Source organism: Serratia sp. CY38905, assembly GCF_052168875.1.
Taxonomy (GTDB): domain Bacteria; phylum Pseudomonadota; class Gammaproteobacteria; order Enterobacterales; family Enterobacteriaceae; genus Serratia; species Serratia sarumanii.
The window spans coordinates 610,381-634,233 of sequence record NZ_JBJNLV010000001.1 but is presented as its reverse complement, the minus strand read 5'-3'; the positions used below and the strand labels follow the sequence as shown (position 1 = coordinate 634,233).

The window sequence follows — 23,853 nt, the reverse complement described above, 5'->3', positions numbered from 1 at the left end:
TATTTGAGCCGCATCACTGTATTTACGTTTGGTAAGGATCTCAACATGTCTCAATCATTGACTTGTTTCAAAGCATACGACATTCGCGGGCAGCTGGGTGAAGAGCTGAACAACGATATTGCCTATCGTGTCGGCCGTGCATATGGGGAGTTTTTGCAACCTAAAAGCGTTGTCGTCGGGGGAGACATCCGTTTGACCAGCGAGGAACTGAAACTCGCGTTGGCGGAAGGGCTGCGCGATGCCGGGGTTAATGTTCTGGATATTGGCGTCAGTGGGACGGAAGAAATTTATTTTGCCACTTTCCACTTAGGTCTCGATGGCGGCATAGAAGTGACGGCCAGTCATAATCCTATGGATTACAACGGAATGAAGCTGGTGCGTAGCCAGGCTAAACCGATCAGCGGCGATACCGGTTTGCGTGATATTCAGCGTTTGGCAGAAGATAATAACTTCGCTGCGGTGGATCCGACCCGACGCGGCAGCTACGAAACAATATCGATTGAAAAAGAATATGTGGATCATCTGTTGAGCTATGTGAATACGGTTAACTTCAAACCGTTGAAGCTGGTCGTCAACTCCGGCAACGGCGCTGCAGGTCACGTTATCGATGCTGTCGAATCGCGTTTCAAGCAGCTTCAGGTGCCGGTTGAATTTATCAAGGTTCACCACCAGCCTGACGGCAATTTCCCCAACGGTATCCCTAACCCGCTGCTGCCGGAGTGTCGGGAAGATACGGCGCAAGCAGTGCGTGCGCACAAGGCGGATATGGGAATCGCGTTTGACGGTGATTTCGATCGCTGCTTCTTGTTCGATGAACACGGCGGATTCATTGAAGGTTACTATATCGTTGGCTTGTTGGCGGAGGCGTTCCTGGAGAAAGACGCTGGGGCGAAGATCATTCATGACCCGCGCTTGAGCTGGAACACCATCGACGTGGTCAAGCAGGCAGGCGGGGTGCCGGTGATGTCGAAAACGGGCCATGCATTCATTAAAGAGCGTATGCGCCTGGAAGATGCCGTTTACGGTGGTGAGATGAGCGCCCACCATTACTTCCGCGACTTTTCATATTGCGACAGCGGCATGATCCCATGGTTGTTGGTTGCTGAGTTGCTGTGCATTAAAAACAAGACGCTCGGGGAGTTGGTCGGGGATCGAATGATCGCTTATCCAGCATCGGGTGAAATTAACAGCAAACTGCAAGATCCAAAAGCTGCAATTGAAAGAGTACTCAATCGCTATCAGCCTTCGGCACTGGAATTTGACACGACCGATGGCATTAGTCTGGAATTTGCAGACTGGCGATTTAATTTACGTAGCTCAAATACTGAGCCGGTGGTGCGTTTGAATGTCGAATCACGAGCCAATCCTGCACTGATGCAGCAAAAAACAGAGGAAATACTGGCCTTGCTTCGACGCTGATCTCTGGTTTTAAAGCTATATTTTAATGCTGGGCGAGCGGTATATGCCCAGCGTTGTGAAGCGATATAGGTACCAGAGAAAACTAACAAAAGGCATCTATACTATGATAGTTAATAGGCAGTTATCTATGAACGGTTTCCGTCGGGGCGTGTTGCATACTAATGCGTCTCTTACTTCAATGCTTCAGCGCTTCTCTGATATTTTCGTTATCTTTAGCGGGCTGTACTTGTCTTGCCTAATCTCCGGTGCCGCATTTAGCGTGCAACACTGGATTATGGTATTAATATCGATCGTTATCTTCCAAATGATTGGTGGGATTACTGACTTTTATCGTTCGTGGCGTGGTGTGCGTGCGGGGCTGGAGATCCAGCTCATTTTGCAAAACTGGTCGCTGAGCCTGCTGTTGACCTCAGGAACGGTGGCGTTGATAAATGTCTTCAATAACGAGTATTCCGTCTATATCCAATGGTATCTGCTGGTCTGCTGCGGTTTGGTCATTACGCGCAGCGTGATCCGGCTGCTCTTGGGATACATGCGCAATATTGGCTTCAATACCCGTAATGTGGCCATCATGGGCGCGATGCCCGTCGGTATTCGTCTGGCAGAATCTTTACGTGACGCGCACTGGATGGGATTTAAAGTGTTGGGCATTTACGACAACGATAATTCTCCGTTGAACAGCAAAATCGAACGCTGCGGCGACTTGTCTCAGCTCGTGAGCGACGCGAAAAGTGGGCGTATCGATAGGGTCTATATCGCAATGTCGATGGAGCAGGAAAAATTGATCAAAGATACGATCGCGGATCTTTCTGATACGACCTGCTCAGTGATGCTGATCCCGGATATCTTTACGTTCAACATATTACAGTCGCGATCGGAAGAGATTAATGGCGTTCCCGTCGTTTCGTTATTCGATACGCCAATGAGCGGGATTAATCAGGTAATTAAGCGTATTGAAGACATCATTCTGTCAATATTTATTTTGCTGTTCATTTCTCCGGTTCTGTTGCTGATCGCCTGCATGGTCAAATTTACCTCTTCCGGGCCCATCATTTTCAAACAAAGGCGTTATGGCATGGATGGCAAGGCCATCGAGGTATGGAAATTCCGCTCGATGACCGTGATGGAAGATGGCGATAAAGTCGTTCAAGCGAAAAAAGGGGACGCGCGCCTGACGCCGGTCGGCTCCTTCTTGCGTCGTACCTCTCTGGATGAATTGCCGCAATTTGTCAATGTACTGAAAGGCGACATGTCGATTGTAGGCCCAAGGCCGCATGCCGTGGCACATAATGAACAGTATAGAAAGTTGATCAACGGCTATATGCTGCGCCATAAAATGAAGCCGGGTATCACGGGGTGGGCGCAGATCAACGGTTGGCGTGGCGAGACGGATACGTTGGAAAAAATGCAAAAGCGCGTTGAGTTCGATCTCGACTACATCCGTAACTGGAGCGTTTGGTTGGACATTAAAATCGTCTTCCTGACCATTTTCAAGGGATTCATTAATAAAGCGGCGTATTAGATTTTCTTTAAGGATGTCGCGCCTGGGAAATGTGGATTTCCTGATCTCTGGGGATGTTGAGACAGTTCATTTTTCTTTTAAAACTGGAGGTCGGTCAGATGTTGACTAAAACAAACCGTAAACTGAGGTGCTGGAAGGGGGCGGCTTCATCGCTGGCCCTCGCATTGCCGCTGATGTTTATCAGTGCGAACGCGTTGGCTTTCGAAGTCGGGGTTCATGCGCATTTTCGCTGGTACCCCAACGATCCGGATAAATATTTGGATCTGATTAAGCGTTACGGTTTCACGTCGTATCGAGCGGATTTTCCCTGGAGCGGATTGGAACAGCAAAAAGGGCAGTATGTCATAACCGGCAATATGCAAAAGGCCGACCAAGCGTTTAACGATGCCCAGGCAAAATTTGGTCTGAATGGGTTATTAGTATTGGCGTACGGTAACAAACTCTACGATCCATCGGGTTATCCAACGACGCCTGAAGCCATTCAGGCTTTTGCCAACTACGCGTATTGGACGGCCTCCAAATATAAAGGCAAGATCAAGTATTACGAGATCTGGAACGAATGGACGAATGCCACTGCGATTAAGCCGAAGCCGCGCACGCCACCGCCGCCGGAGATTTTCGTCGCGTTGGTGAAAGCTACGGCTGCTGCGGTTCGAAAGGCCGATCCCAACGCAATTGTCATTACGGGAACGGCCAACCCAACAGGAACCCGCGATCCTTCCTGGGTTGATAACATCGTTAAACTCGGCGTGTTGAATTACGTCGATGGTTTCTCCATCCACCCTTACTCCTATGGCAACGATAATTACGCTATACGGGCCCCTGAGGGGAACCTCGGCGTCGTGGATAAATTCGAGGCCCGGCTTGCAAAGGCAGCAGGTAAGACGGTGCCGATTTATATCACGGAAATCGGCGTGCCAACCTATGACGGTAAAGGCGGGTTATCAAAAGATGTGGCTGCGCAATATGTGGTGAAATATACTTTCCTGGCCAAATCGCGGCCCTTTATCAAAGGGATATGGTGGTACGATTTGCTCGATGATGGAGACAACCCGAAAATCAATGAACATCGATTTGGGCTGCTGACGAGAAACGGTCAACCGAAGCCGTCGATGCTGGCTTTAAGTAAGGTCGCAGATGTTGCGCGATCGTATTCCGTTGAGAAATACCAAGTGCTGCCGGGCGGTAAAATTTCCATCGCATTGAAAGGGAATAATCAACATGCGATGCTATTCTGGCAGGAAAAACCGGTGGCTAAGCCTGCCAGCGGTATTTCTTCAGGCTTGCGCAGTTTTATGGCGAGTGAGGCGCCGCAAAACCAAAGTGCTACGCCGCTCAAAGAGGTTCAGGGGAATACGGCTGCGCCCGATGGCGATGTACCGGTAATGATGCGCTCCAGTGCTCCGATTGCCTCGCCCTGGTAGGCAGGCTGTGAGTAAAAAACCGCAAGCTTATTAAGCTTGCGGTTTTTTTTTGTCCAGCGTCATAAGCGGCTTGCTGCTTCGTCATTCGCCTGCATTTGCCGCCTATAAAAAAGCCAGCCGGCATAGCCGGCTGGCATCAGTATATAACTGCCGTTCTCCATGCGGCCCTGAATAAATAATCAGGGCGCTTGGTGAAGGCGTTACGCTTACGCGTAGTGCAGCGTATCCACCAATTGCTGGTGGTTTTGCCCAGTCAGGTATACCACGGTATCGTTGAGGTCCAGCGAGTGGTTATCGTTGTTGTCGATAATCACGTAAGAGCTGGCAGTGTTACCGCCACCGCTGAATACAACGGATGCCACACCTACTTTTGACGTCAGCGAGTTGCTGCTATCCAGGCCAAGAATACCGCCCAGCAGGCCGATAACGCCATTGGTCAAACCGCCCACCAGTGTCCCCAACAATGCATCCAACGTGTCGGCAGAACGCGTACCGTAGTTCGCTACCGCGGTGCCGCTGGCGTCATCGGAGATAGTCAGGCCGCCATGGTTCACGTCGACAATCGAGTCCTTGAGGCTATTAAAGTCCTTGATGGTCACACCCGCCTGCGTGTTACTGGCCTTGATGTCGTAGGTGTTGGCACCTGCGCCGCCGGTCAGCGTGGTGTTGCCAATCACGCCCAGAGTATCGGCAGCACTGGAACCTTCTACGGTCATTTGGTAACCGTTCAGGCCCAACGCCGTCAACACCGGTGCCAACAGGTTGGTGGTGACAACGCTCAGCGGCAGAATGTTCAGCAACTGAATGATGATACCGTCACCGGTACCGCCATGGCTGGAGTCGAGATTCAGCCCCGCGGTATTGGTGGACGCATTGATATCACGCACGTTGCTGAAACCGCTGCCCACCGTCAGATCCAGCGCGTGATCACCGGTCACGTTGATGGTCTGAACCTGCGCATTGGTACCGGCCAATGACAGAATATTGTCAAAGCTGCCGGTACCGCCCGAGGCCACGTTCACCGTACTCAATGCAGTACCGCCAATCAGGCTGCTGCTGCTGTTGAGGGTGATGGCACCGGCGTTCACATTGGCGGAACTCACCGCATCGAAGTTGATGTCGAAGTGATTGGTGGCGTTCTGGACAAAGGTAAAGTTCAGCGTGCTGGCAGCGGTCGCGTCCCCTTTCACTGCCAACTGCGCGGCGTTGCCGCCGGCGGCGTTGATGACGTTGACGTTAGCCAGACCGGAGACCACAAACCCCTGAGTGCCGAGATTGGTGGCCGCTGCGTTCTGCGTAACCGTGCCGCCGGTGGTGCCTTCGACCGTGGACGTGCCGTTGGTCAGGCCAAAGTCAAAGGTGTTGTTTGGCGTGGTCACGCTGGTGGTAGTCGGTGAACCGATCAGCGGCGTCGTAATCAGCGTGCCGACGGACTTGCCGATATAGCCGGTCAGGTCGATCTGCTCGAAGTTCGAGAAGTTGTTGGCGTTGCTGGTCACGGTGCTGGTACGAACGCCCAGGGCGTTTTGGTTGGTCACCACGGTTTTGGTGATGAAGTTGGCGGAGATGGAGTCCGTACCCGCGCCGCCATTAGCGGAGATGCCGGCGCCGACGGTGTTGGCTGCGCCGGTTGCCGCATTCCCCGCCCATTTCAGCGAGTCGTTGCCGTTGCCAAGGTTAAAGTCGCCGGTGCCCGTGGCGATATTGGCCGTCGACGTTACGATGACATCATCATTCCCGGAACTGGCGTTCAGAATCACGTTGCCATTGTTAACGGTAATATCGACACCAGGGTTAACCCCGTTGTCAGACAGGTTGACCGTTGCTGCACTGGTGCCGTTGATGGTCAGATTCGCCAGGTGGTCGGCGAACTTCAGGTTCACGATGCTGGCGGCATTGGCGTTCAGTTGCACATCCGTCAACACTGCCGTTTCGGCATTGCTAATTTGGTGAGATGCGCCAGTGTTGACGGTGCCCGTCGCGTTGCCGCCGGCGGCCGTTGCCGTCAGAGACGCCGCGGTTTTGTACAGCAGGCTGGTACCGATATCGTATTCGAAGCCATGCTGCTGAGTGACGGTGGCACTGTCAGTGGCGACGGAGCTGCGCAGGTCGTTGATAATAGCCTGCGTGATGGCCGTTTTGCTCCCCAGCGCACCATAGCTGGCTAATTGCGCAGCGGTGGCGGCGGTGCCATGCACCAGGGTAAAGATATGCTGAACAAAATCATCGCCAGTCAATTGAGCGCCTTTCTTTTGCGACTCTGCTGAATTGATCAGGGTAGTGATGACCTGTGCATAAGTTTTACCGGCAAACAGTTCTTTGCTCCAGGTGTCCAGCCCGCGGGCATCGACGCCACGGCCAGGAATTGCCAGGAAGGCCGCTGCGACTTGTTCTTGATAGTTCAGAGCCGGCAGTTCACCCGGTTGCCACACGTGTGTCGCCGCCTGGAAGTGCTGTTGGGCCGTGGTATCGCCGGCGGCAACGGTGCCCTTCAGTGCTGCGATCACTTGAGCTACGACGTCGCCGCGAGTCGAGCCGCCACTCAGCAAGGCGAGATAGCTGCTGCTTTCGGCCGAAGTTGGTGCGCGTTCATAGCTGTTTTGGAAGATGGCGTTGATGAAATCGCTATCGCTTAACGTTTTCAGCGGGCTGTTGTTCACGAAGGTTTGTGCGACCGCCGCCAGCGTTTTGCTGCCCTGCGCCAATACGGTTCCCCAGTAGGTAATGCCGTCCTGAGTTTGCGTTAAGCCCACGACATGGAAAACACCCTGAACGTCAGCTGCGCCGGCCGACGATGCGGCTGTCGCGACAGGGAACAGGGTTTTTTCGACTTGAGCTTCGAAATTGCTCTGTGCTGTCAGCAGCGTTGAATCAAAACCGCTGTAGCTAAGTACGTCGTTAATCACCTTGGCAACAACGGATGCCGTGGTGGGGTTGCCCGCTAAAAGATCGGCAAGCACGCTGCTGCTGGGGGCACTGCCGTTCACTGCGGTGTAGACCTTGGTTACGATTTGAGAAGCCGTCAGACCGTTCAGGCTTGAGGTGCCGGTAATGAATTTTTGCGCAACTTGCTCCAGAGAAAGTGCAGAAGTTTCAATTTTCTGCGAGTAGTAATCTAACGCCGCGGTATCAATATTCTTTCCAGAGATTGCAAGGAAAAAAGCAGCCGCTTTTTGCTGTGCTACTAATGTGGCCATACGTTACCCCTTTGGATGTACCCATTTTCTACGGACATAAGAAAGATGTGACCGGCCCCCCATAGCCGTGCCAGGAAGAGGTTTGGTCAGATTTTTTAGTATTAAAGCTTGTGAAAACAACGGCATATAAAAATGACATACTAATGCCAATTGTTGCTTTCACGTTTTAATCAAAGGAGCTGATGAGATTTTTGTCAAGGCTATAGGATTTTTTTTATTTCTATTGTTTTGGTTTTTCTATAACTAATTGTGTTGTCAATTAATCCCGCGTTTTTGTCGCAGTTGATTAATATTTTTTATGAGTGCAATGATTTTGGTTGTTTTTTTAACGGTGGGGATTATTAGATTTCTAATTATTTCCAGTGGTGGCGGTGTGACTTTGCCGGGGCGTGGGAAAGGGGGGCGGTGTCCTGTCATTCAGGTTTAGATAACTTTTTGCTTTATATTGGTTTTTTTTTGAATTTTTGAGGAATGTTTTTTTCGTCTGCCGCCTTGCTGGAATTCCAAATGTGTATCTATAGTTAATGAAAAAGCAGCTGCAGTCTTGAGCATGTTTGGGGGCTTTTTTTGTGAGGTTAATCTCATAAAAATCAATGCGGATTTTGACTGACAGTGCACATGATGTAAGGGCAGAAAGTGAATCAATTTATACCGCGCAATGAAATTGCGGATGTTATACGGACTCGCAGCAAGGTTTTCTGGACCGTTGGCATATTTACCGCATTTATTAATTTATTAATGCTAGTTCCTTCTATCTATATGCTCCAGGTTTATGACCGGGTGCTTCCTTCTCGCAATGAAATCACGCTGTTGATGCTGACGCTGATCATGCTGGGCATGTTCGGCATGATGTCGCTGTTGGAATACGTGCGCAGCATGGTGGTGATCCGCATCGGCAGCCAGCTGGATATGCGGCTCAACACGCGAGTCTATACCGCGGCCTACGAGGCGAATCTGAAAAACGGCTCGTCTGATGCCGGCCAGATGCTGAGCGATTTGACCAATCTGCGCCAATTCCTCACCGGCAGCGCGCTGTTCGCCTTCTTTGATGCGCCGTGGTTTCCAATCTATCTGTTGGTGATATTCCTCTTTAACCCTTGGTTGGGGCTTTTCGCTCTGGTCGGTGCGCTGTTGCTGATCGCATTGGCGGTGATCAACGAAATGGTGTCGAAAAAGCCGCTGGCGGAAGCCAGCAAGCTGTCGATTATGTCCGGGACGCTGGCCAGCACCAATTTGCGCAATGCCGAAGTGATCGAAGCTTTGGGGATGTTGCCCAACCTGAAACGCCGGTGGTTCGGTCTGCACCAGCGGTTCTTGAACAGTCAGCGCATCGCCAGCGAACGCGCATCGCGGGTCACGTCGATCACCAAGTTTGTGCGCATGTCGCTGCAATCATTGGTGCTGGGGCTGGGGGGCTGGCTGGCGATCGATGGGCACATCACGCCCGGTATGATGATCGCCGGTTCCATTCTGATGGGGCGAACCCTGGCGCCGATTGAGCAGGTTATTAACGTCTGGAAGAGCTACAGCGCGGCGAAGCTTTCTTATGGCCGGTTGGTCAAGCTGCTGGAAACGCATCCGCAACGGGGTACCGGCATGTCCTTGCCGCGCCCGGAAGGGGTGCTGGCCGTAGAAGGCGTCACCGCCACGCCGCCGGGATCCCAAGGCGATGCGGTATTGCATAACGTGAGTTTTGCCATCCAGCCCGGTGACGTGCTGGGGATCATTGGCCCGAGCGCGTCGGGGAAATCGACGCTGGCGCGTTTGCTGGTCGGCATTTGGCCGGTCAGCGAAGGGATTGTTCGGTTGGATAATGCCGACATCTATCAGTGGAACAAGGATGAGTTGGGGCCGTATATCGGCTATCTGCCACAGGACATTGAGCTGTTTGCCGGGACTATCGCCGAGAATATCGCCCGCTTTAACGATATTGACTCAGAGAAAGTCATTGAAGCCGCCAAGCTGGCCGGCGTGCACGAACTGATCCTGCGTTTCCCTAACGGCTACGATTCGGTGCTCGGCAACGGTGGCGCTGGGCTTTCCGGTGGACAGAAACAGCGTATCGGCCTGGCGCGCGCATTGTATGGCGACCCTTCGCTGGTGGTATTGGATGAGCCTAACTCCAACCTGGATGATGCGGGCGAGAAAGCGTTGAACCAGGCCATTATGTTCCTCAAGCAACGTAATAAAACGGTGGTTCTGATTACCCATCGCACCAATTTGCTGTCGATGACCAGCAAGCTGTTGCTCCTGGTAAATGGCAACGTCAACGCATTCGGCCCGACTCAACAAGTGCTTCAGGCGTTAGCCAATGCGCAAAAAGCGCAGGCGCAACCGCCTCAGCAAGCGGTGAGGGCGGTAAATTCCGAGCCGGATGAAGGCAATATCCCGAAAACGCAAATTAATTAAGCCGTGAATTGCCTGACGGCTTTATTGCCGTCCGCAGTTTAAAGGAGTTGGTATGTCGACGCACATTGGCGAGCCGCAAGACTCGTATATTGAAGAGATCCCGCAGGATGAACGGCGGTTTACCCGGATGGGCTGGCTGGTCGTGGGAATTGGTCTGTTCGGATTTTTGGCCTGGGCAGCGTTCGCGCCTCTGGATAAAGGGGTGGCATCGCCGGGATCGGTAACCGTTTCCGGCAACCGCAAAACGGTGCAGGCCCCGGCCAGCGGCATCATCAAGAATATCGCGGTGAAAGACGGCGACAAGGTGAAAGCCGGAGAAGTCCTGGTGCAGTTGAGCCAGGTGCAGGCACAGGCGCAGGTCGATTCCCTGCGCGACCAGTACTACACCACGCTGGCCACCGAAGGGCGTTTACTCGCCGAGCGCGACGGTCTGAGCAACGTCACTTTTTCCCCTATTTTTGCCCAGATCAAAACTCAGCCGCGCGTGGCTGAAATCATCGCGTTGCAAACGCAGCTGTTCGCCTCCCGCCGGCAGGGGCTGCAAAGTGAAATTGATGGTTATAAGCAGTCGATGGACGGGATTCGTTTCCAATTGAAAGGCCTGCAGGATTCGCGCGCCAACAAGCAGATTCAACTTTCCAGCCTGCGTGAGCAGATGAACAGCATGAAGCAACTGGCGGCGGACGGCTACCTGCCGCGCAACCGCTACCTGGAAGTGCAGCGTCAGTTTGCCGAGGTGAACAGCAGCATCGATGAAACCGTCGGGCGGATTGGCCAGCTGCAAAAGCAGCTGCAGGAATCTCAGCAGCGTATCGACCAGCGTTTCGCCGACTATCAGCGCGAGGTCAGAACGCAACTGGCGCAAACCCAAATGGACGCCAGCGAGTTTCGCAATAAGCTGCAAATGGCCGATTTCGATCTGGGCAACACTGCCATCACCTCACCGGTGGACGGCACCGTGGTCGGATTGAATATCTTCACTCAGGGGGGCGTCGTGGGAGCGGGTGACCACCTGATGGACGTTGTACCCAGCCAGGCGACATTGGTGGTGGATTCTCGCCTCAAAGTCGACCTGATCGACAAGGTGTACAACGGGTTGCCGGTGGATCTGATGTTTACCGCCTTCAACCAAAACAAAACCCCGAAAATTCCGGGAACGGTCACGTTGGTTTCCGCCGATCGCCTGGTCGACAAAGCCAACGGCGAGCCTTACTACCAGATGCAGGTCACGGTCTCGCCGGAGGGCATGAAGATGCTCAGTGGCGAGGACATCAAGCCGGGGATGCCGGTGGAGGTGTTCGTGAAAACGGGGTCGCGCTCGCTGCTGAGCTATCTGTTTAAACCTATTTTGGATCGCGCTCATACTTCATTAACCGAGGAATAATTTTGATTCAATCAAAACGACAGGCTGCCGGTCTGGTTATCGGCACCCTTTTGTTTGCGATATCTGCGCCGGTTTATTCGATAGGGATTTTAGACGCATATTCGCTGGCATTAGAAAAGGACCCGACTTTCCGGGCGGCTATAAAAGAGAAAGAAGCGGGAGATGAGAACGAAAACATCGGCAGGGCGGGGCTGCTGCCGAAAGTGTCGCTGAACTATCAGAATTCGCCGCGCAACTGGCAGACGCAAAAATATCCGCAGAGCGACTTTTTCGGCAATGTTTCGGAGGTCACCCGGCGGCAGCAATATCGCAGTTATTCCAGTTCGATCACGCTGACGCAGCCGCTGTTCGATTATGAAGCGTACGCGCGCTACAAAGCCGGCGTCGCGCAGACGATGATGTCGGACGAGCGCTATCGCGGTAAGTTGCTGGATCTTGCGGTTAGGGTGATTAACGCCTATGTCGAAGTCGCCTATTCCAAGGATCAAATCGCGTTGGCCGAAGCGCAAAAGGCGGCTTACAAGGAACAGCTGACCTTGAACGATCGCCTGATGAGCGCCGGTGAAGGCACCATTACCGACGTATCGGAAACCCAGGCGCGCTACAGCCTGGCCGAAGCGCAGGTCATCGAAGCGCGCGATGCGCTGGATGCCGCGCAGCGCGAATTGGAAGTGATTATCGGCATGCCGCTGAACCAGCTGGATGAATTGCAGGTGTTGCGGCCGGGCAAGTTCAAGGTGGCGCCGCTGATCCCGTCCAAGTTTGAAGAGTGGCAAAAGATCGCGCTGGAGAATAACCCGGTGCTGGCCGCCTCGCGTCATGGCGTGGATGCCGCCAAGTATGACGTTGAAAGGAATCGGGCGGGCTTTATGCCGCAGGTTCAGCTGTATGCTTCGCATTCGGAAAACGACTCCAGCAGCGATAACACGGTTAACCAGAAATATCGCACCGACAGCATCGGCGTGCAGGTCAGCATGCCTATTTATTCCGGCGGCGGCGTTTCGGCGTCGACCCGGCAGGCGGCGGCGCGCTATGGCCAGGCGATGTATGAGATGGATGCGCAGACGGGCACCACGCTCAACGATCTGCGCAAGCAGTACAATCTGTGCATCAGCAGCCGCGCCAAGGTGGCGGCCTATGAGTTGGCGGTACAATCGGCCACCACACAGGTGACGGCGACCCGGCAAAGCGTGCTGGCCGGGCAACGTGTCAACGTTGACGTGCTCAACGCCGAACAGCAGCTCTATAGTGCCCAGCGCGATCTGGCCTCCGCCAAGTACGCCTACATCAAGTCGTGGATTACCTTGCTGAGCGACTCCGGTACGTTGGATGAAAAAGATGTTATGCGGGTAGCGCAGTATTTTGCCCGCAGTCGCTAGCAACATATTCACTATAAGCATTAATCTGAAAGAGCAGCGTTGAGCTGCTCTTTTTCGATGGATGTGCCCTTTCATCACGCGACGCTATTTGATTAGTGGAGCGGTTCTCCTTGCCTGAAGAGGCGTCTATGCCCCAAACGCCATTGATAGGGAACGGCTTGTCCCTTTGGGTGTCGAATCGTGTGCGATATAGCGTTAAAGCAAGAAAATGGCCGAGGGAGAGTGTTGCACCTGACCCCATCGGGCAAGGCTGTGGGCTGCCGTTTTCTCTTCATGCATGAACCATTGAGCTGTATTATGCGTATCGAAATCAATGGATGGCCTGCTTAAACGTCCTACGAAAAAACGGCCTTCTTATAGAACGAGTAACTAGGCTTTGATGCTGTCGAAGCGTAAGGGGGGGATATGGCAATTTTAGTTACCGGTGGCGCTGGTTATATTGGATCTCACACTGTGTTATCGCTGCTGGAGCGCGGTGAAGAGGTAGTGGTGTTGGACAATCTGTCGAACTCGTCAGCGGAATCTTTACACCGCGTAGAGAAACTGACGGGAAAAGCCGCCGTGTTTTACCAAGGCGATGTTCAGGATGCTGAATGCCTGCATCGCATCTTTGCAGCGCACACGATTACCGCTGTGATCCACTTCGCCGGCCTTAAGGCCGTTGGGGAATCTACGCGTAAACCGCTGGAATACTACCAGAATAATGTTACCGGAACGCTGGTGTTACTGGACGCCATGCGCCGTGCCGGCGTGCATGATTTCATCTTCAGTTCCTCCGCCACTGTCTATGGCGCCAATTCGCCGGTGCCCTATGTGGAGACGACACCGATCGGCGGGACAACCAGCCCTTATGGCACGTCCAAGCTGATGGTGGAGCAGATCCTGCAAGATTTCGCTAAGGCTGAACCGCAATTTTCGATTATTGCCTTGCGTTACTTCAATCCGGTGGGGGCTCACGAGTCCGGACTCATTGGCGAAGATCCTAACGGTATCCCCAACAACTTGCTGCCTTACATCTCACAGGTGGCTATCGGCAAGTTGGAAAAGCTGGGCATTTTCGGCGGAGATTATCCGACGAAGGACGGCACGGGAGAGCGCGATTACATCCATGTCATGGATTTGGCTGAAGGCCACCTGAAAGCCATGGATCATTTGCCGAAGATCAACGGATTCAAGGCTTATAACCTGGGGGCTGGCGTAGGACACTCGGTGCTGGCGATGGTTCAGGCGTTTGAAAAAGCGTCCGGCGTAACTATCCCTTACCAAATATTACCTCGCCGTGACGGCGATCTGCCTGCTTTCTGGGCGAACGCCGATCTGGCTTATCAGGAGTTGGGTTGGAAAGTCAGTCGGGGTATCGATGACATGATGCGTGATACCTGGAACTGGCAGAAGAAAAATCCTAAGGGTTACCGTGACTGATTGTCTCCGGTATCACGACCTGAATGATGCCGACCGGCATCATTCAGGTTTGGCTTGACATCACCGAGTTTGAGGAATCTCCAGCAACTCCAATAGACGATTATTGACTTTATTTGCGTCAAACCTTTCTTGGGCCAATTGATAACTGGCAAGCCCCATATCCGTTATCTTTTGTGGGTTTTCGATCAATTCGCACATCTTTTCCGCTAGCTCAGCATGTGACCAGCGTTTGACTAAATAACCGTTAACGCCTTGAACTACTGTTTCCCGACAACCCGGCACATCCGTGCTTAAAACGGCACGTCCCATGGCCATGGCTTCCTGAGTACTACGCGGGATCCCTTCGCGATAGTAGGAAGGTAAAACGAAAACGCTGGACTTCGCAATCCATTCTGCCACGTTTGATACATGGCCTGGGGCGATGATGATATCGTCTTCAATTAAATTATTCAGGCATTTTCCTGTTAGGCTACCTGGGTTTTGCGTATCTATCGCGCCTAACATATAGAAACGAGTTTCTGGGTATTTGGCTTTAACTATTTTTGCGGCGGCGACGTATTCGTGAACCCCTTTTTCGGCCAACAAACGGGCGATAAAGATGAAGGAAACGGGGGACGTCGGAGGAGGCGTGAAAGGATAGTCAGCCAGATTCAAACCGATACCGCCTAAGACATGTGCCTGCTTGACGTTGATTTTGCAGTTAACCAGCAGATCATGACGATCGTCAGGATTCAGAAGAATGAGCGCATCAAGGCTTGGGAAGATACAACGGTAGAGCATGACCTGAATCTTTTTCAAAAGCCTTACTTTCCTGCTCACACCTTGCGGCTGTTCTGTAAATAGGTAGCCCAAACCTTCCAGCATTGCGTAACGTTTTTTAACGCCCGCCATGACTGCTGCCAAAGTGCCAAATATGCTGGGTTTAGAAAAGTAGGAAAAAACCAGGTCGGGAGCTAAACGCTTTAACTGTTTGCTAAGCGTATAGGTATCCAGGAAATCTTTTAGCGGATTGAGGCCTGTCCGGCTGAATTTATAGTCAACCGGGATCGCTCCTAGATTTGTAACCTGCATGCGGGTGTTGTCATCATAATCCAGAGCCAGGGCGTAAACCGTATGCCCCTGCTGGTGCAATGACTTTATCAGATCGGCCCTAAAGCCAACCACACAATTTGCTGCTGTACCTATTAGTGCTATTTTCATAAAAACCTTATCAATATACCGCCAAAGCCATTAATTATTGTTTTTTAGCTCTGTATAAATACATTCCCACTGTGTAACTATTTCATCTAAAGCGTATTTTTCTTTGACACGACGTCGAGCATGCTGACCTAAATGTCGTCTATCTTGCAAGGACATCCTTTCTATCGAAGCCATGGCATTGGCGAGCGCTTCAGGGTCTTTGATCGGAACCAGCAAACCATTCTCGCCCGTATTGCCGATGATTTCTCCGGGGCCGCCGCTATTGGTGACCACGACAGGAAGTTCAGAAGCCATCGCTTCAGCGACGACCAAGCCATATCCTTCCCATTCCGATGACAAGACAAAACCATCCACCTGGCGATACAGTTGCTCAATATCATTACGAACGCCAAGAAATTCAATGCGTTTTTCCAATCCGGCCTGTTCAACCTGTCGTTGTAAAGCTTCAAGCAATGGGCCTTGGCCGGCGATCAGTAGTTGGCTGTCTGAGAGTTTGCCAAAGGCTGCAATCAGCGTTGGGTAATCTTTCTGTTCGACCAGACGCCCGACGGCCAGCCAGCGGAAAGGGTGCTCTAACGAGGAGCTGTGTGCTTTCCCTGGGCTGAATTTGGCAGTATCAATGCCATTGGGAATGGTACGAGTATTGCGAGCCTTGAAAACACGTTCGCCAATAAACCGGCGTGTGGCCGCTTCGCTGATCGTTGTGTTCAACTGGCTGAGTGGGTTGGTCAGCCGATATGCCCAATCGCGAATTTTTCCGCCTTCATGAGTGTTGTGCGCTGTGCAAACTAATTTCAAAGAAGGCGTGAACAACCGCACCAGGCGAGCCAATAGGTTCGCGTGCACCATATGGCTGTGTACGACATCCGGCCGAGTGCGCAAAAGTTCCTTGCGCAAGCGGAGCAGTGCGAGCGGCAAGTCTTTACCTGAACGCATGCCCAGATCATGGAGTGGAATGCCGGCGGTGGCCAGTCGATCGACAAATACTGCAGATGTCGGTGGTATCAATGAGATCAGGCGTACTTGATGGCCGCGCTCGGCCAATTTCTCGAGCAGCGTGACAACTTGATATTCGGCGCCGCCGATCTCAAGACCGGTGATCACGTAGTCTATACGCATCGCTGTTTACCCTTGGCGCTGACGATAAGAAATGAATAACTTCTTGATCAGAGAATGCGGTAACCAACTGATCGTCCATAAAGCTATTTTTAACTTGTCGCCGAGCGGAGCATTTTTTAACGATTGGCGTGCCGTCGCACGCTGTCGGTTAAGCAAGCTATAGGTAACATGCGCCAAACGTATCCGGCGAAACTCCTCGGGATGATCGCGCTGCAGCCGCTCGCCGAAATCGGCCAGCGCCATTTCAGCCAGTTGCTGGTGGTCGGCGGCTTTGCTGATTTGCGATGAAAAATGCGTCAAGCGCACTGTGGCATCGTTGGAAACCCGAACCAACGGCCGATCATACGAAGGAATACCGAATTTCTCCGCAACTTTCCACCACAGCAGGTGTTCGCCACCGGCGCGATTTTCAGGATAGCGTAAGCCGGTACCTAAAAATTGTTCACGATCAAAAACGGGCGTGAAATCGCCGGTAATGGTTTTGTTTACGTAGTCATCGAAAGTGATCAGACGAAATTCTTCTTTCTGATTTTGCTTGCTGACGGCAAATTGATACACCGGATACGCCGACGTTTCAGGTTCGGGTAGACGTGTGGCCAAATACTCAGCCGTACCGGGTTCGAGCGTATCGTCATCGTCAAGCATCAAGACCCAAGGGGAGCTAGCCAACGCTAAGCCTTGCATGCGAGCGGGGCCAGGGCCGCCGTTGACGGGCATTCGATGAAAGATCAGGTCGTCTATAGCAAGTTCCGGCTGCGCTGTCGTGGACGCGTCGTCAACCACTATGATTTGTATCTTGTTGTGCCTACTCCTTTCGGTCACAACGGAATCCACTGCGCGTGCGAGCAGATCTGGGCGGTTATAGGTAGTTATAACTACGCTTAGGGCAAAGTTACTCAAACTGGCTTCCTTCACAATCGAGAATAAAGCAATGACTCATGACTATCCTGTTACTGTCGGTGCCGCAATCGGGCAAGTGTAGGTGTTTGTGGCGCGACACCTGACGGTTTTCGACAGAATAAAAAAAGCAATAAGGAAAACATGGTTATCTCTGCAACCAAGAAGGCGATAGTCATGCCCAACCCGCCTAATGTAGGAACCAGGAGGAAGGCAAGCAGGCAGATAATCGCTATATTGATCATCATGACCCGGCTGGCAACTTGCTCTTTACCGCCAGGAATAAACCACAATATGGCCAACGCCATGCTGCAAATGCGTAAAGGGACAACCCATACCAAAATGCTTAATAGCTCAATAGCATCCTGATAGCCGGGGCCGAAGATGGTATTCACCAGCCAACCGGCTAGCCAGACGGTCAGCAGAGCGAAGGCGACCGTTACGGTGAACAACGCTCCCAGTGCGAGGGTAACAACCCGTTTTGCGGTATGCGTCGAGTCGGATTGCAGTCTGACCAGATGGGGAAACGCAGCATTCAGAACGGGGGCAGCTAAACCGCTCGCAGCTCGAACCAGTTTTTCGGCGGGTACAAAGGCGCCAACCGTACGAGCTCCACCCAATAATCCCAGTAGGGTAGAAGCGATCGACCCCATGATGCTTTGAGCCCCTTTGTATAAAAAGAGTTCCCAGCTTTCACGCAGAACGGTAACGGCGCCGCGAAAGCTGATGCGACCTAAACCAGTGGAGCGCATCATCAGCAAGGTTGGAAGTAGGGTGTTAATGATGCCCACAGTAGCTTGAATCATGAGTACACGTTGAGCATGTTGTGGTGAGGACACCAGCAAAATGGTAAATAAAAGCCCCGTGCTGCGTAAGCCTAAATCCAGCAATGCCGGCAAAACCAGTTTTTCGATCCCGACGTAGTACCATAATGGTGTAAAACCGAACGCCAGAATGAATAGCGATATCCACACGAACCAATGGTGAGGGATCGTCGTGGCACCGGATCCTGTCAGGATCAGGACGGCTACGGCGACACCAACGGCCATACTGAGCAGCAGTTTGGCAAACAACACATTGCTTACCAACTGTGCCAGTTGTTGCTTGTTTTCTCTGATCTTGACAACGGTACGCGCGGCGCTGAAGTTGAAGCCGAATTCAACAAACACCGAGGCTGTCAGAGAGATGCCTAGCGCATAAAGCACTTGCCCGTAGTTTTGTTGGCCTAGCGCGCGAGCCAGTACGGGCAATTCGATAAGCGGAATGAACAACCCGCCTATTTGTGCCAGCATTAACCAAAAGGTATTAGTCGCGACGCGGGACATGGCATATCACAATAGAAATTGCGGTTAAAACGATGGCCCATTCGGTTAACTCATTGCTGAGAGGGTGGAAACATCCCATGAACAAGAACAGAGCCAGCACCGATAAGGGACTCAACATAGACTCGAAACGTTCGACAAAAAGCTCCCGCTTTTCGAAGACGAATTTCAGACCGTAATAGAGAGGAGTCAAAATAAACAGCAGGTAGCCGATGAACGATAAAACGCCCTCATCAGCCAATAACTGAAGATAGGTCATGTGAATCACGCTGTCGGTGCCAAAATCATCGACCCGGGTGCTGCCAAAACCGCCTCCCCATGGGAATTTATCTACGGTTTGCTGCCACCCTGTGTGCAGCATTTGCAAACGTATACTGTTGTCGCCTTTGACCAAACGGTCTGCCGTCGTTTCTTTTGGCGCGGCCAAAGTTTCTTCGAGAGTATGACTAATACTGAGATTGGCCGTATCGGGATGATCGCTCGTTTGCTTCTCCATCAATTGAACAAGCAGTTTGTCATAATCTCCTGAAACCCAGCCCAGGAGTACGGGCTGAATAAGTGAGAACGACAGCAAGGTCACGACTATCAGGCTAAAATGACCGCGCACAGGCTGGGTTTGCACGCGAGCAAAGAAGGCAATCATTGCCAGGGCACCCCATACTAACGCCAGCCACAGCATAGAGGTGCGGCTACCGTCGAGCGCCATAACAAGCACTGCGCCGAATGCTAACAGCACATTGATAAAATTGGCTTTTTTTAAGCAACGCCAAACAGCAAAAGGCCATACAAAGGCGCCGATTTTCCAAATGACACCGGGCCAACTGGCGAGCCACCCCATGCGTCCGTCGCCTAAAATCACCAGCGTGTCAAGTTGGCGGAAGAGCGCCAAAAGTATCAGCGGCACCAATGAAATGACGAGTGTGATGCTAAGCGCCTTTTCAAGCAAAGCGGATGAGAGGGGGGAAATTAGCAACAGGCAGAGAAGTGCAAACATGAAAGCGACGTATTTCGCCAAAGTATATAGCCCTGTGCCGTGATTCATCACCGCCGCTATAGCTATGCCTGCCATAAACAGCACCCAGCCTATCATCATGGGCTTGTAGTTGCGTAGGTTGCTCAGCCGTGCGCGAACCGTTTGCGCCGGCGAAAGAGGTGAGGCCATCAATGAGCTGGCAACCGCAGCGGACAGCAACATCAACTGGATGAGCCAATTAAAATTGCCGCCAATATAAATCTTAATTGTTCCCAACATTGAGAACACGATGAAAATAATAGAGAAAATGCAGGAAATGACGCGCACTTTTGCCCCCAACTGTGATTTAACTGCGAGATTGTACAGGATCCGTGCTCGTCATCAATAAACCTTCACCTTCAACACGTAATCTTCCTGCATTTTTTAGTGACTTCAGTAGCTGTGCTTGACTGTTTTGGCAGCATTCTTTGCCAACCGTCTATCGCACCAATCACTACCCACACGAGGCAATCCTGAGTTAACATGTGTGCCACATCACAAAACCTGCTGGCCGACGTTGCCGGCGGGGTCATCCTCAGACAGGAGTTCCTAAATGTCCAAGCAACAAATCGGCGTTGTCGGCATGGCGGTAATGGGCCGCAACCTCGCGCTGAACATCGAGAGCCGTGGTTACACCGTTTCCATTTTCAACCGTTCTGGCGACAAAACTGACGAAGTGATCGCTGAGAACCCGGGCAAGAATCTGGCGCCGTATTATACCGTTGAAGAGTTTGTCGAATCGCTGGAAAAACCGCGCCGCATCCTGCTGATGGTGAAAGCGGGCGAAGCAACGGATAAAACCATTGCCTCGCTGACTCCGCACCTGGACAAGGGCGATATCCTGATCGACGGCGGCAACACCTACTATCAGGACACCATCCGTCGTAACCGCGAACTGTCCGACCAGGGCTTCAACTTCATCGGTACCGGCGTTTCCGGCGGTGAAGAGGGCGCGCTGAAAGGGCCTTCCATCATGCCTGGCGGCCAGAAAGAAGCTTACGAGCTGGTGGCGCCGATCCTGGAGAAAATCGCTGCGGTTGCCGAAGGCGAGCCTTGCGTGACCTACATCGGCGCAGACGGCGCCGGCCACTATGTGAAAATGGTGCACAACGGCATCGAATACGGCGACATGCAGCTGATTGCCGAAGCCTATTCCCTGCTGAAGCAGGCGCTGAACCTGAGCAACGAGCAACTGGCCGAAACCTTCGCCGAGTGGAACAAGGGCGAACTGAACAGCTACCTGATCGACATCACCAAAGACATCTTCACCAAGAAAGACGAAGAGGGTAAATACCTGGTCGATGTGATCCTGGACGAAGCCGCCAACAAAGGCACCGGCAAGTGGACCAGCCAGAGCTCTCTGGATCTGGGCGAACCTCTGTCGCTGATCACCGAGTCGGTGTTTGCGCGCTACCTGTCCTCGCTGAAAGACCAGCGCGTTGCCGCGTCTAAAGTGCTGACCGGCCCGAAAGTGGCGCCGTTCACCGGCGACAAAGCCGAATTCATCGAGAAAGTGCGTCGCGCGCTGTATCTGGGCAAGATCGTGTCCTACGCGCAGGGCTTCTCTCAGCTGAAAGCCGCGTCTAAAGAAAACAACTGGGATCTGCACTACGGCGAAATCGCCAAGATCTTCCGCGCCGGCTGCATCATCCGCGCCCAGTTCCTGCAGAAGATCACCGACGCTTACGCGGCGGATGCCGATATCGCCAACCTGCTGCTGGCGCCATACTTCAAGCAAATCGCCGACGAGTACCAGCAGGCGCTGCGTGACGTGGTGGCCTATGCCGTGCAGAACGGTATTCCTACGCCGACCTTCTCCGCTGCGATCGCCTACTACGACAGCTACCGCTCCGCGGTGCTGCCGGCGAACCTGATCCAGGCGCAGCGCGACTACTTCGGTGCGCACACCTATAAACGCATCGACAAGGAAGGCGTGTTCCATACCGAATGGATGGAATAAGCCCGCCCGTTGAGCGATAAAAAAAGCCGCCGAGGTTAACGCCCGGCGGCTTTTTTATTGGGCGCGAGTTAGCGTCACGCTTTTTTCTGATGCCGCTCGCGCAGCCGGCCGATCACCACGCTCAGGTCCAGATCCTGGTCCTGCAGCAGCACCAGCAGGTGATAGATCAGATCCGAGGCCTCGTTGGTCAGCTCTTCGCGATCGTTGACCGTGGCGGCCAGCGCGGTTTCCACGCCTTCTTCCCCGACCTTCTGCGCAATGCGCTTGGTGCCGCTGGCATACAGGCTGGCAGTGTACGAGCTGTCCGGGCTGGCGTGCTTGCGCTCCGCCAACAGCTGCTCCAGCTGATAGAGGAACGTCCAGTCGCTGGCGGCCGGGTGGAAGCAGCTGCTGTTGCCGAGGTGGCAGGTCGGGCCGATCGGGTTGGCCAATACCAGCAGCGTGTCGTTATCGCAGTCCGGCGTGATGCTGACCACCTTGAGGAAGTGGCCGGAGCTTTCACCCTTGGTCCACAGGCGCTGCTTGGTGCGCGAGAAGAAGGTGACGTTGCCGCTCTGCTCGGTGGCCGCCAGCGCTTCCGGCGTCATGTAACCCAGCATCAGCACTTCGCCGGAAACGGCGTGCTGCACGATGGCCGGCATCAGGCCGTCGGTTTTTTCCCAGTCCAGCTGGTTGTTCTGTTGTTCTGTCAGCACACGCGAATCTCCACGCCTTGTTCAACCAGGAACCTTTTCAGCTCGCCGATATTGATGATTTGTTTGTGGAACACCGACGCCGCCAGCGCGCCGTCGACGTCCGCATCGCGGAACGCTTCCAGGAAGTGCTCCATGGTGCCCGCGCCGCCCGAGGCGATCAGCGGCACCTTGCAGGCCTCGCGCACCCGGCGCAGCTGCTGCAGATCGTAACCGTTGCGCACGCCGTCCTGGTTCATCATGTTCAGCACGATCTCACCGGCGCCGCGGCGCTGCACTTCCTGTACCCAGTCGAGGGTTTCCCACTGGGTGATGCGGGTGCGGCTCTCGTCGCCGGTATATTGGTTGACGTGATACTTGCCGGTTTCACTGTCGAACCAGGTGTCGATGCCCACGACGATGCACTGCACGCCGAAGCGTTCCGCCAGGCGGCTAATCAGCTCGGGATCGGCCAGCGCCGGCGAGTTGATCGAAATCTTGTCGGCGCCGAAAGACAGGATCTGGCTGGCGTCCTCGGCGCTTTTAATGCCGCCGGCGACGCAGAACGGAATATCAATCACCTCCGCCACGCGCGATACCCAGCTTTTGTCCACCACCCGGCCGTCGCTCGAGGCGGTGATATCGTAAAACACCAGCTCGTCCGCACCTTCTTGCGCATAGCGCTGCGCCAGCGGCACGATGTCGCCGATGATTTCGTGGTTGCGGAACTGCACGCCTTTCACCACTTGCCCGTCTTTAACATCCAGGCACGGGATTATCCGTTTTGCCAGCATGCGATCGCCTCCTCAACGCTAAATTTACCTTCCAGCAGGGCGCGCCCCACGATCACGCCGGCAACGCCGCTGCCGCGCAGCTGGGCGATGTCGTCCAGATTGCCGATGCCGCCCGAGGCCTGGAAGGCCACCTGCGGATAGCGGCGGCTGATCGCCTGATACAGCGCCACGTTGGAACCGGCCAGCGTGCCGTCGCGCGAAATGTCGGTGCACAGCACGTGCTTCAGCCCGTAGGGCAGGAACTGCTCCACCACCTGTTCCAGCGTGGCGTCGGAATCCTCCTGCCAGCCGCTGATGGCCACGCGTTTCACGCCCTGCGCGTCGATGCGCACGTCCAGCGCCAGCACCAGCGCGTCGGCGCCGTAGCGCTCGAACCAGCTCTGCACCAATTGCGGCTGTTTCACCGCGGTGGAGCCGATCACCACGCGCGTGGCACCGGCCTCCAGCAGGGCGCTGACGTCTTGCTCGTTGCGGATGCCGCCGCCGACCTGCACCGGCACATTAACCCCCGCCAGCAGTTTGCGCAGCAGCGGGATCTGGCGCGCCGCCGGATCCTTGGCGCCGGTCAGATCGACCAGGTGCAGCGCCTGCGCGCCCTGTTGTTGATAGTCCTGCAGGCGTAACAGCGGATCGTTGCCGTAGTCGCGCTGTTGGCCGTAATCGCCCTGATGCAAACGCACCACGTTGCCGTCGATCAAATCCAAAGCCGGAATAATCATGCT

Annotated in this window: 17 protein-coding genes; 8 read left to right on the top strand and 9 right to left on the bottom strand. The window is 53.5% G+C overall.

What is annotated here, in order from left to right:
- The first annotated feature begins 45 nt into the window (after window positions 1-45).
- The 3 genes from cpsG to ACJ8MK_RS03220 all read left to right on the top strand — a co-directional run bounded on the left by cpsG (window position 46) and on the right by ACJ8MK_RS03220 (window position 4,365).
- Window positions 46-1,419, top strand: coding sequence for a phosphomannomutase CpsG (gene cpsG / locus ACJ8MK_RS03230; RefSeq protein ID WP_103798767.1), 1,374 nt, complete (start codon window positions 46-48; stop codon window positions 1,417-1,419).
- Window positions 1,420-1,546: 127 nt separating this feature from the next.
- Window positions 1,547-2,941 (top strand): undecaprenyl-phosphate glucose phosphotransferase, encoded by a 1,395-nt coding sequence (wcaJ, locus tag ACJ8MK_RS03225; RefSeq protein ID WP_033638709.1) that lies wholly within the window; start codon window positions 1,547-1,549, stop codon window positions 2,939-2,941.
- A 98-nt stretch (window positions 2,942-3,039) separates the two neighbouring features.
- The gene (locus tag ACJ8MK_RS03220; RefSeq protein WP_060387819.1) at window positions 3,040-4,365 is read left to right on the top strand and encodes a cellulase family glycosylhydrolase; all 1,326 of its coding nucleotides are present in this window, start codon (window positions 3,040-3,042) and stop codon (window positions 4,363-4,365) included.
- Between the two features lie 206 nt (window positions 4,366-4,571).
- Here ACJ8MK_RS03220 and ACJ8MK_RS03215 read toward each other — a convergent pair whose 3' ends face one another.
- Window positions 4,572-7,562 (bottom strand): beta strand repeat-containing protein, encoded by a 2,991-nt coding sequence (locus ACJ8MK_RS03215; RefSeq protein ID WP_033646762.1) that lies wholly within the window; start codon window positions 7,560-7,562, stop codon window positions 4,572-4,574.
- Window positions 7,563-8,198: 636 nt separating this feature from the next.
- Between ACJ8MK_RS03215 and ACJ8MK_RS03210 the strand changes: the two genes are divergently transcribed.
- The 4 genes from ACJ8MK_RS03210 to galE all read left to right on the top strand — a co-directional run bounded on the left by ACJ8MK_RS03210 (window position 8,199) and on the right by galE (window position 14,156).
- The gene (locus tag ACJ8MK_RS03210) at window positions 8,199-9,971 is read left to right on the top strand and encodes a type I secretion system permease/ATPase (protein ID WP_033637754.1); all 1,773 of its coding nucleotides are present in this window, start codon (window positions 8,199-8,201) and stop codon (window positions 9,969-9,971) included.
- A 52-nt stretch (window positions 9,972-10,023) separates the two neighbouring features.
- A complete protein-coding gene (locus ACJ8MK_RS03205; RefSeq protein ID WP_033637755.1) occupies window positions 10,024-11,355 on the top strand; it encodes an HlyD family type I secretion periplasmic adaptor subunit in 1,332 nt (443 codons plus the stop codon).
- 2 nt (window positions 11,356-11,357) lie between these two features.
- Window positions 11,358-12,734, top strand: coding sequence for a TolC family outer membrane protein (locus ACJ8MK_RS03200; protein ID WP_016928415.1), 1,377 nt, complete (start codon window positions 11,358-11,360; stop codon window positions 12,732-12,734).
- 405 nt (window positions 12,735-13,139) lie between these two features.
- Window positions 13,140-14,156, top strand: a complete 1,017-nt coding sequence (gene galE / locus ACJ8MK_RS03195; RefSeq protein ID WP_086579354.1) for a UDP-glucose 4-epimerase GalE — start codon at window positions 13,140-13,142, stop codon at window positions 14,154-14,156.
- Between the two features lie 60 nt (window positions 14,157-14,216).
- Here the strand turns inward: galE and ACJ8MK_RS03190 are convergent, their stop codons facing one another.
- From ACJ8MK_RS03190 to ACJ8MK_RS03170, 5 genes are read right to left on the bottom strand one after another with little or no spacing between them, the layout of a single operon-like run.
- A complete protein-coding gene (locus ACJ8MK_RS03190) occupies window positions 14,217-15,356 on the bottom strand; it encodes a glycosyltransferase family 4 protein (RefSeq protein ID WP_442517494.1) in 1,140 nt (379 codons plus the stop codon).
- A 30-nt stretch (window positions 15,357-15,386) separates the two neighbouring features.
- A complete protein-coding gene (locus ACJ8MK_RS03185) occupies window positions 15,387-16,475 on the bottom strand; it encodes a glycosyltransferase (RefSeq protein WP_079656377.1) in 1,089 nt (362 codons plus the stop codon).
- A 6-nt stretch (window positions 16,476-16,481) separates the two neighbouring features.
- Window positions 16,482-17,375 (bottom strand): glycosyltransferase family 2 protein, encoded by an 894-nt coding sequence (locus tag ACJ8MK_RS03180; RefSeq protein ID WP_133160027.1) that lies wholly within the window; start codon window positions 17,373-17,375, stop codon window positions 16,482-16,484.
- A gap of 50 nt (window positions 17,376-17,425) precedes the next feature.
- On the bottom strand, window positions 17,426-18,697 hold the full coding sequence (locus ACJ8MK_RS03175; protein ID WP_079656378.1) for an oligosaccharide flippase family protein: 1,272 nt from the start codon (window positions 18,695-18,697) through the stop codon (window positions 17,426-17,428).
- Window positions 18,678-19,994 (bottom strand): hypothetical protein, encoded by a 1,317-nt coding sequence (locus tag ACJ8MK_RS03170; RefSeq protein WP_230122067.1) that lies wholly within the window; start codon window positions 19,992-19,994, stop codon window positions 18,678-18,680. The genes ACJ8MK_RS03175 and ACJ8MK_RS03170 overlap by 20 nt, the downstream gene beginning before the upstream one ends.
- 265 nt (window positions 19,995-20,259) lie before the next feature.
- On the opposite strand from ACJ8MK_RS03170, the gene gndA reads away from it, so the two are divergent.
- Window positions 20,260-21,666 (top strand): NADP-dependent phosphogluconate dehydrogenase, encoded by a 1,407-nt coding sequence (gene gndA / locus ACJ8MK_RS03165; protein WP_004938815.1) that lies wholly within the window; start codon window positions 20,260-20,262, stop codon window positions 21,664-21,666.
- 74 nt (window positions 21,667-21,740) lie between these two features.
- On the opposite strand, the gene hisIE is transcribed toward gndA, so the two are convergent.
- Genes hisIE through hisA form a run of 3 tightly spaced genes read right to left on the bottom strand, consistent with a single transcriptional unit; the run spans window position 21,741 to window position 23,850 of the window.
- Window positions 21,741-22,361, bottom strand: coding sequence for a bifunctional phosphoribosyl-AMP cyclohydrolase/phosphoribosyl-ATP diphosphatase HisIE (gene hisIE / locus ACJ8MK_RS03160; RefSeq protein ID WP_033654609.1), 621 nt, complete (start codon window positions 22,359-22,361; stop codon window positions 21,741-21,743).
- Window positions 22,355-23,131 (bottom strand): imidazole glycerol phosphate synthase subunit HisF, encoded by a 777-nt coding sequence (gene hisF / locus ACJ8MK_RS03155; protein WP_033637764.1) that lies wholly within the window; start codon window positions 23,129-23,131, stop codon window positions 22,355-22,357. The genes hisIE and hisF overlap by 7 nt, the downstream gene beginning before the upstream one ends.
- Window positions 23,113-23,850 (bottom strand): 1-(5-phosphoribosyl)-5-[(5-phosphoribosylamino)methylideneamino]imidazole-4-carboxamide isomerase, encoded by a 738-nt coding sequence (gene hisA / locus ACJ8MK_RS03150; protein WP_033654610.1) that lies wholly within the window; start codon window positions 23,848-23,850, stop codon window positions 23,113-23,115. The genes hisF and hisA overlap by 19 nt, the downstream gene beginning before the upstream one ends.
- Between the last annotated feature and the right edge of the window lie 3 nt (window positions 23,851-23,853).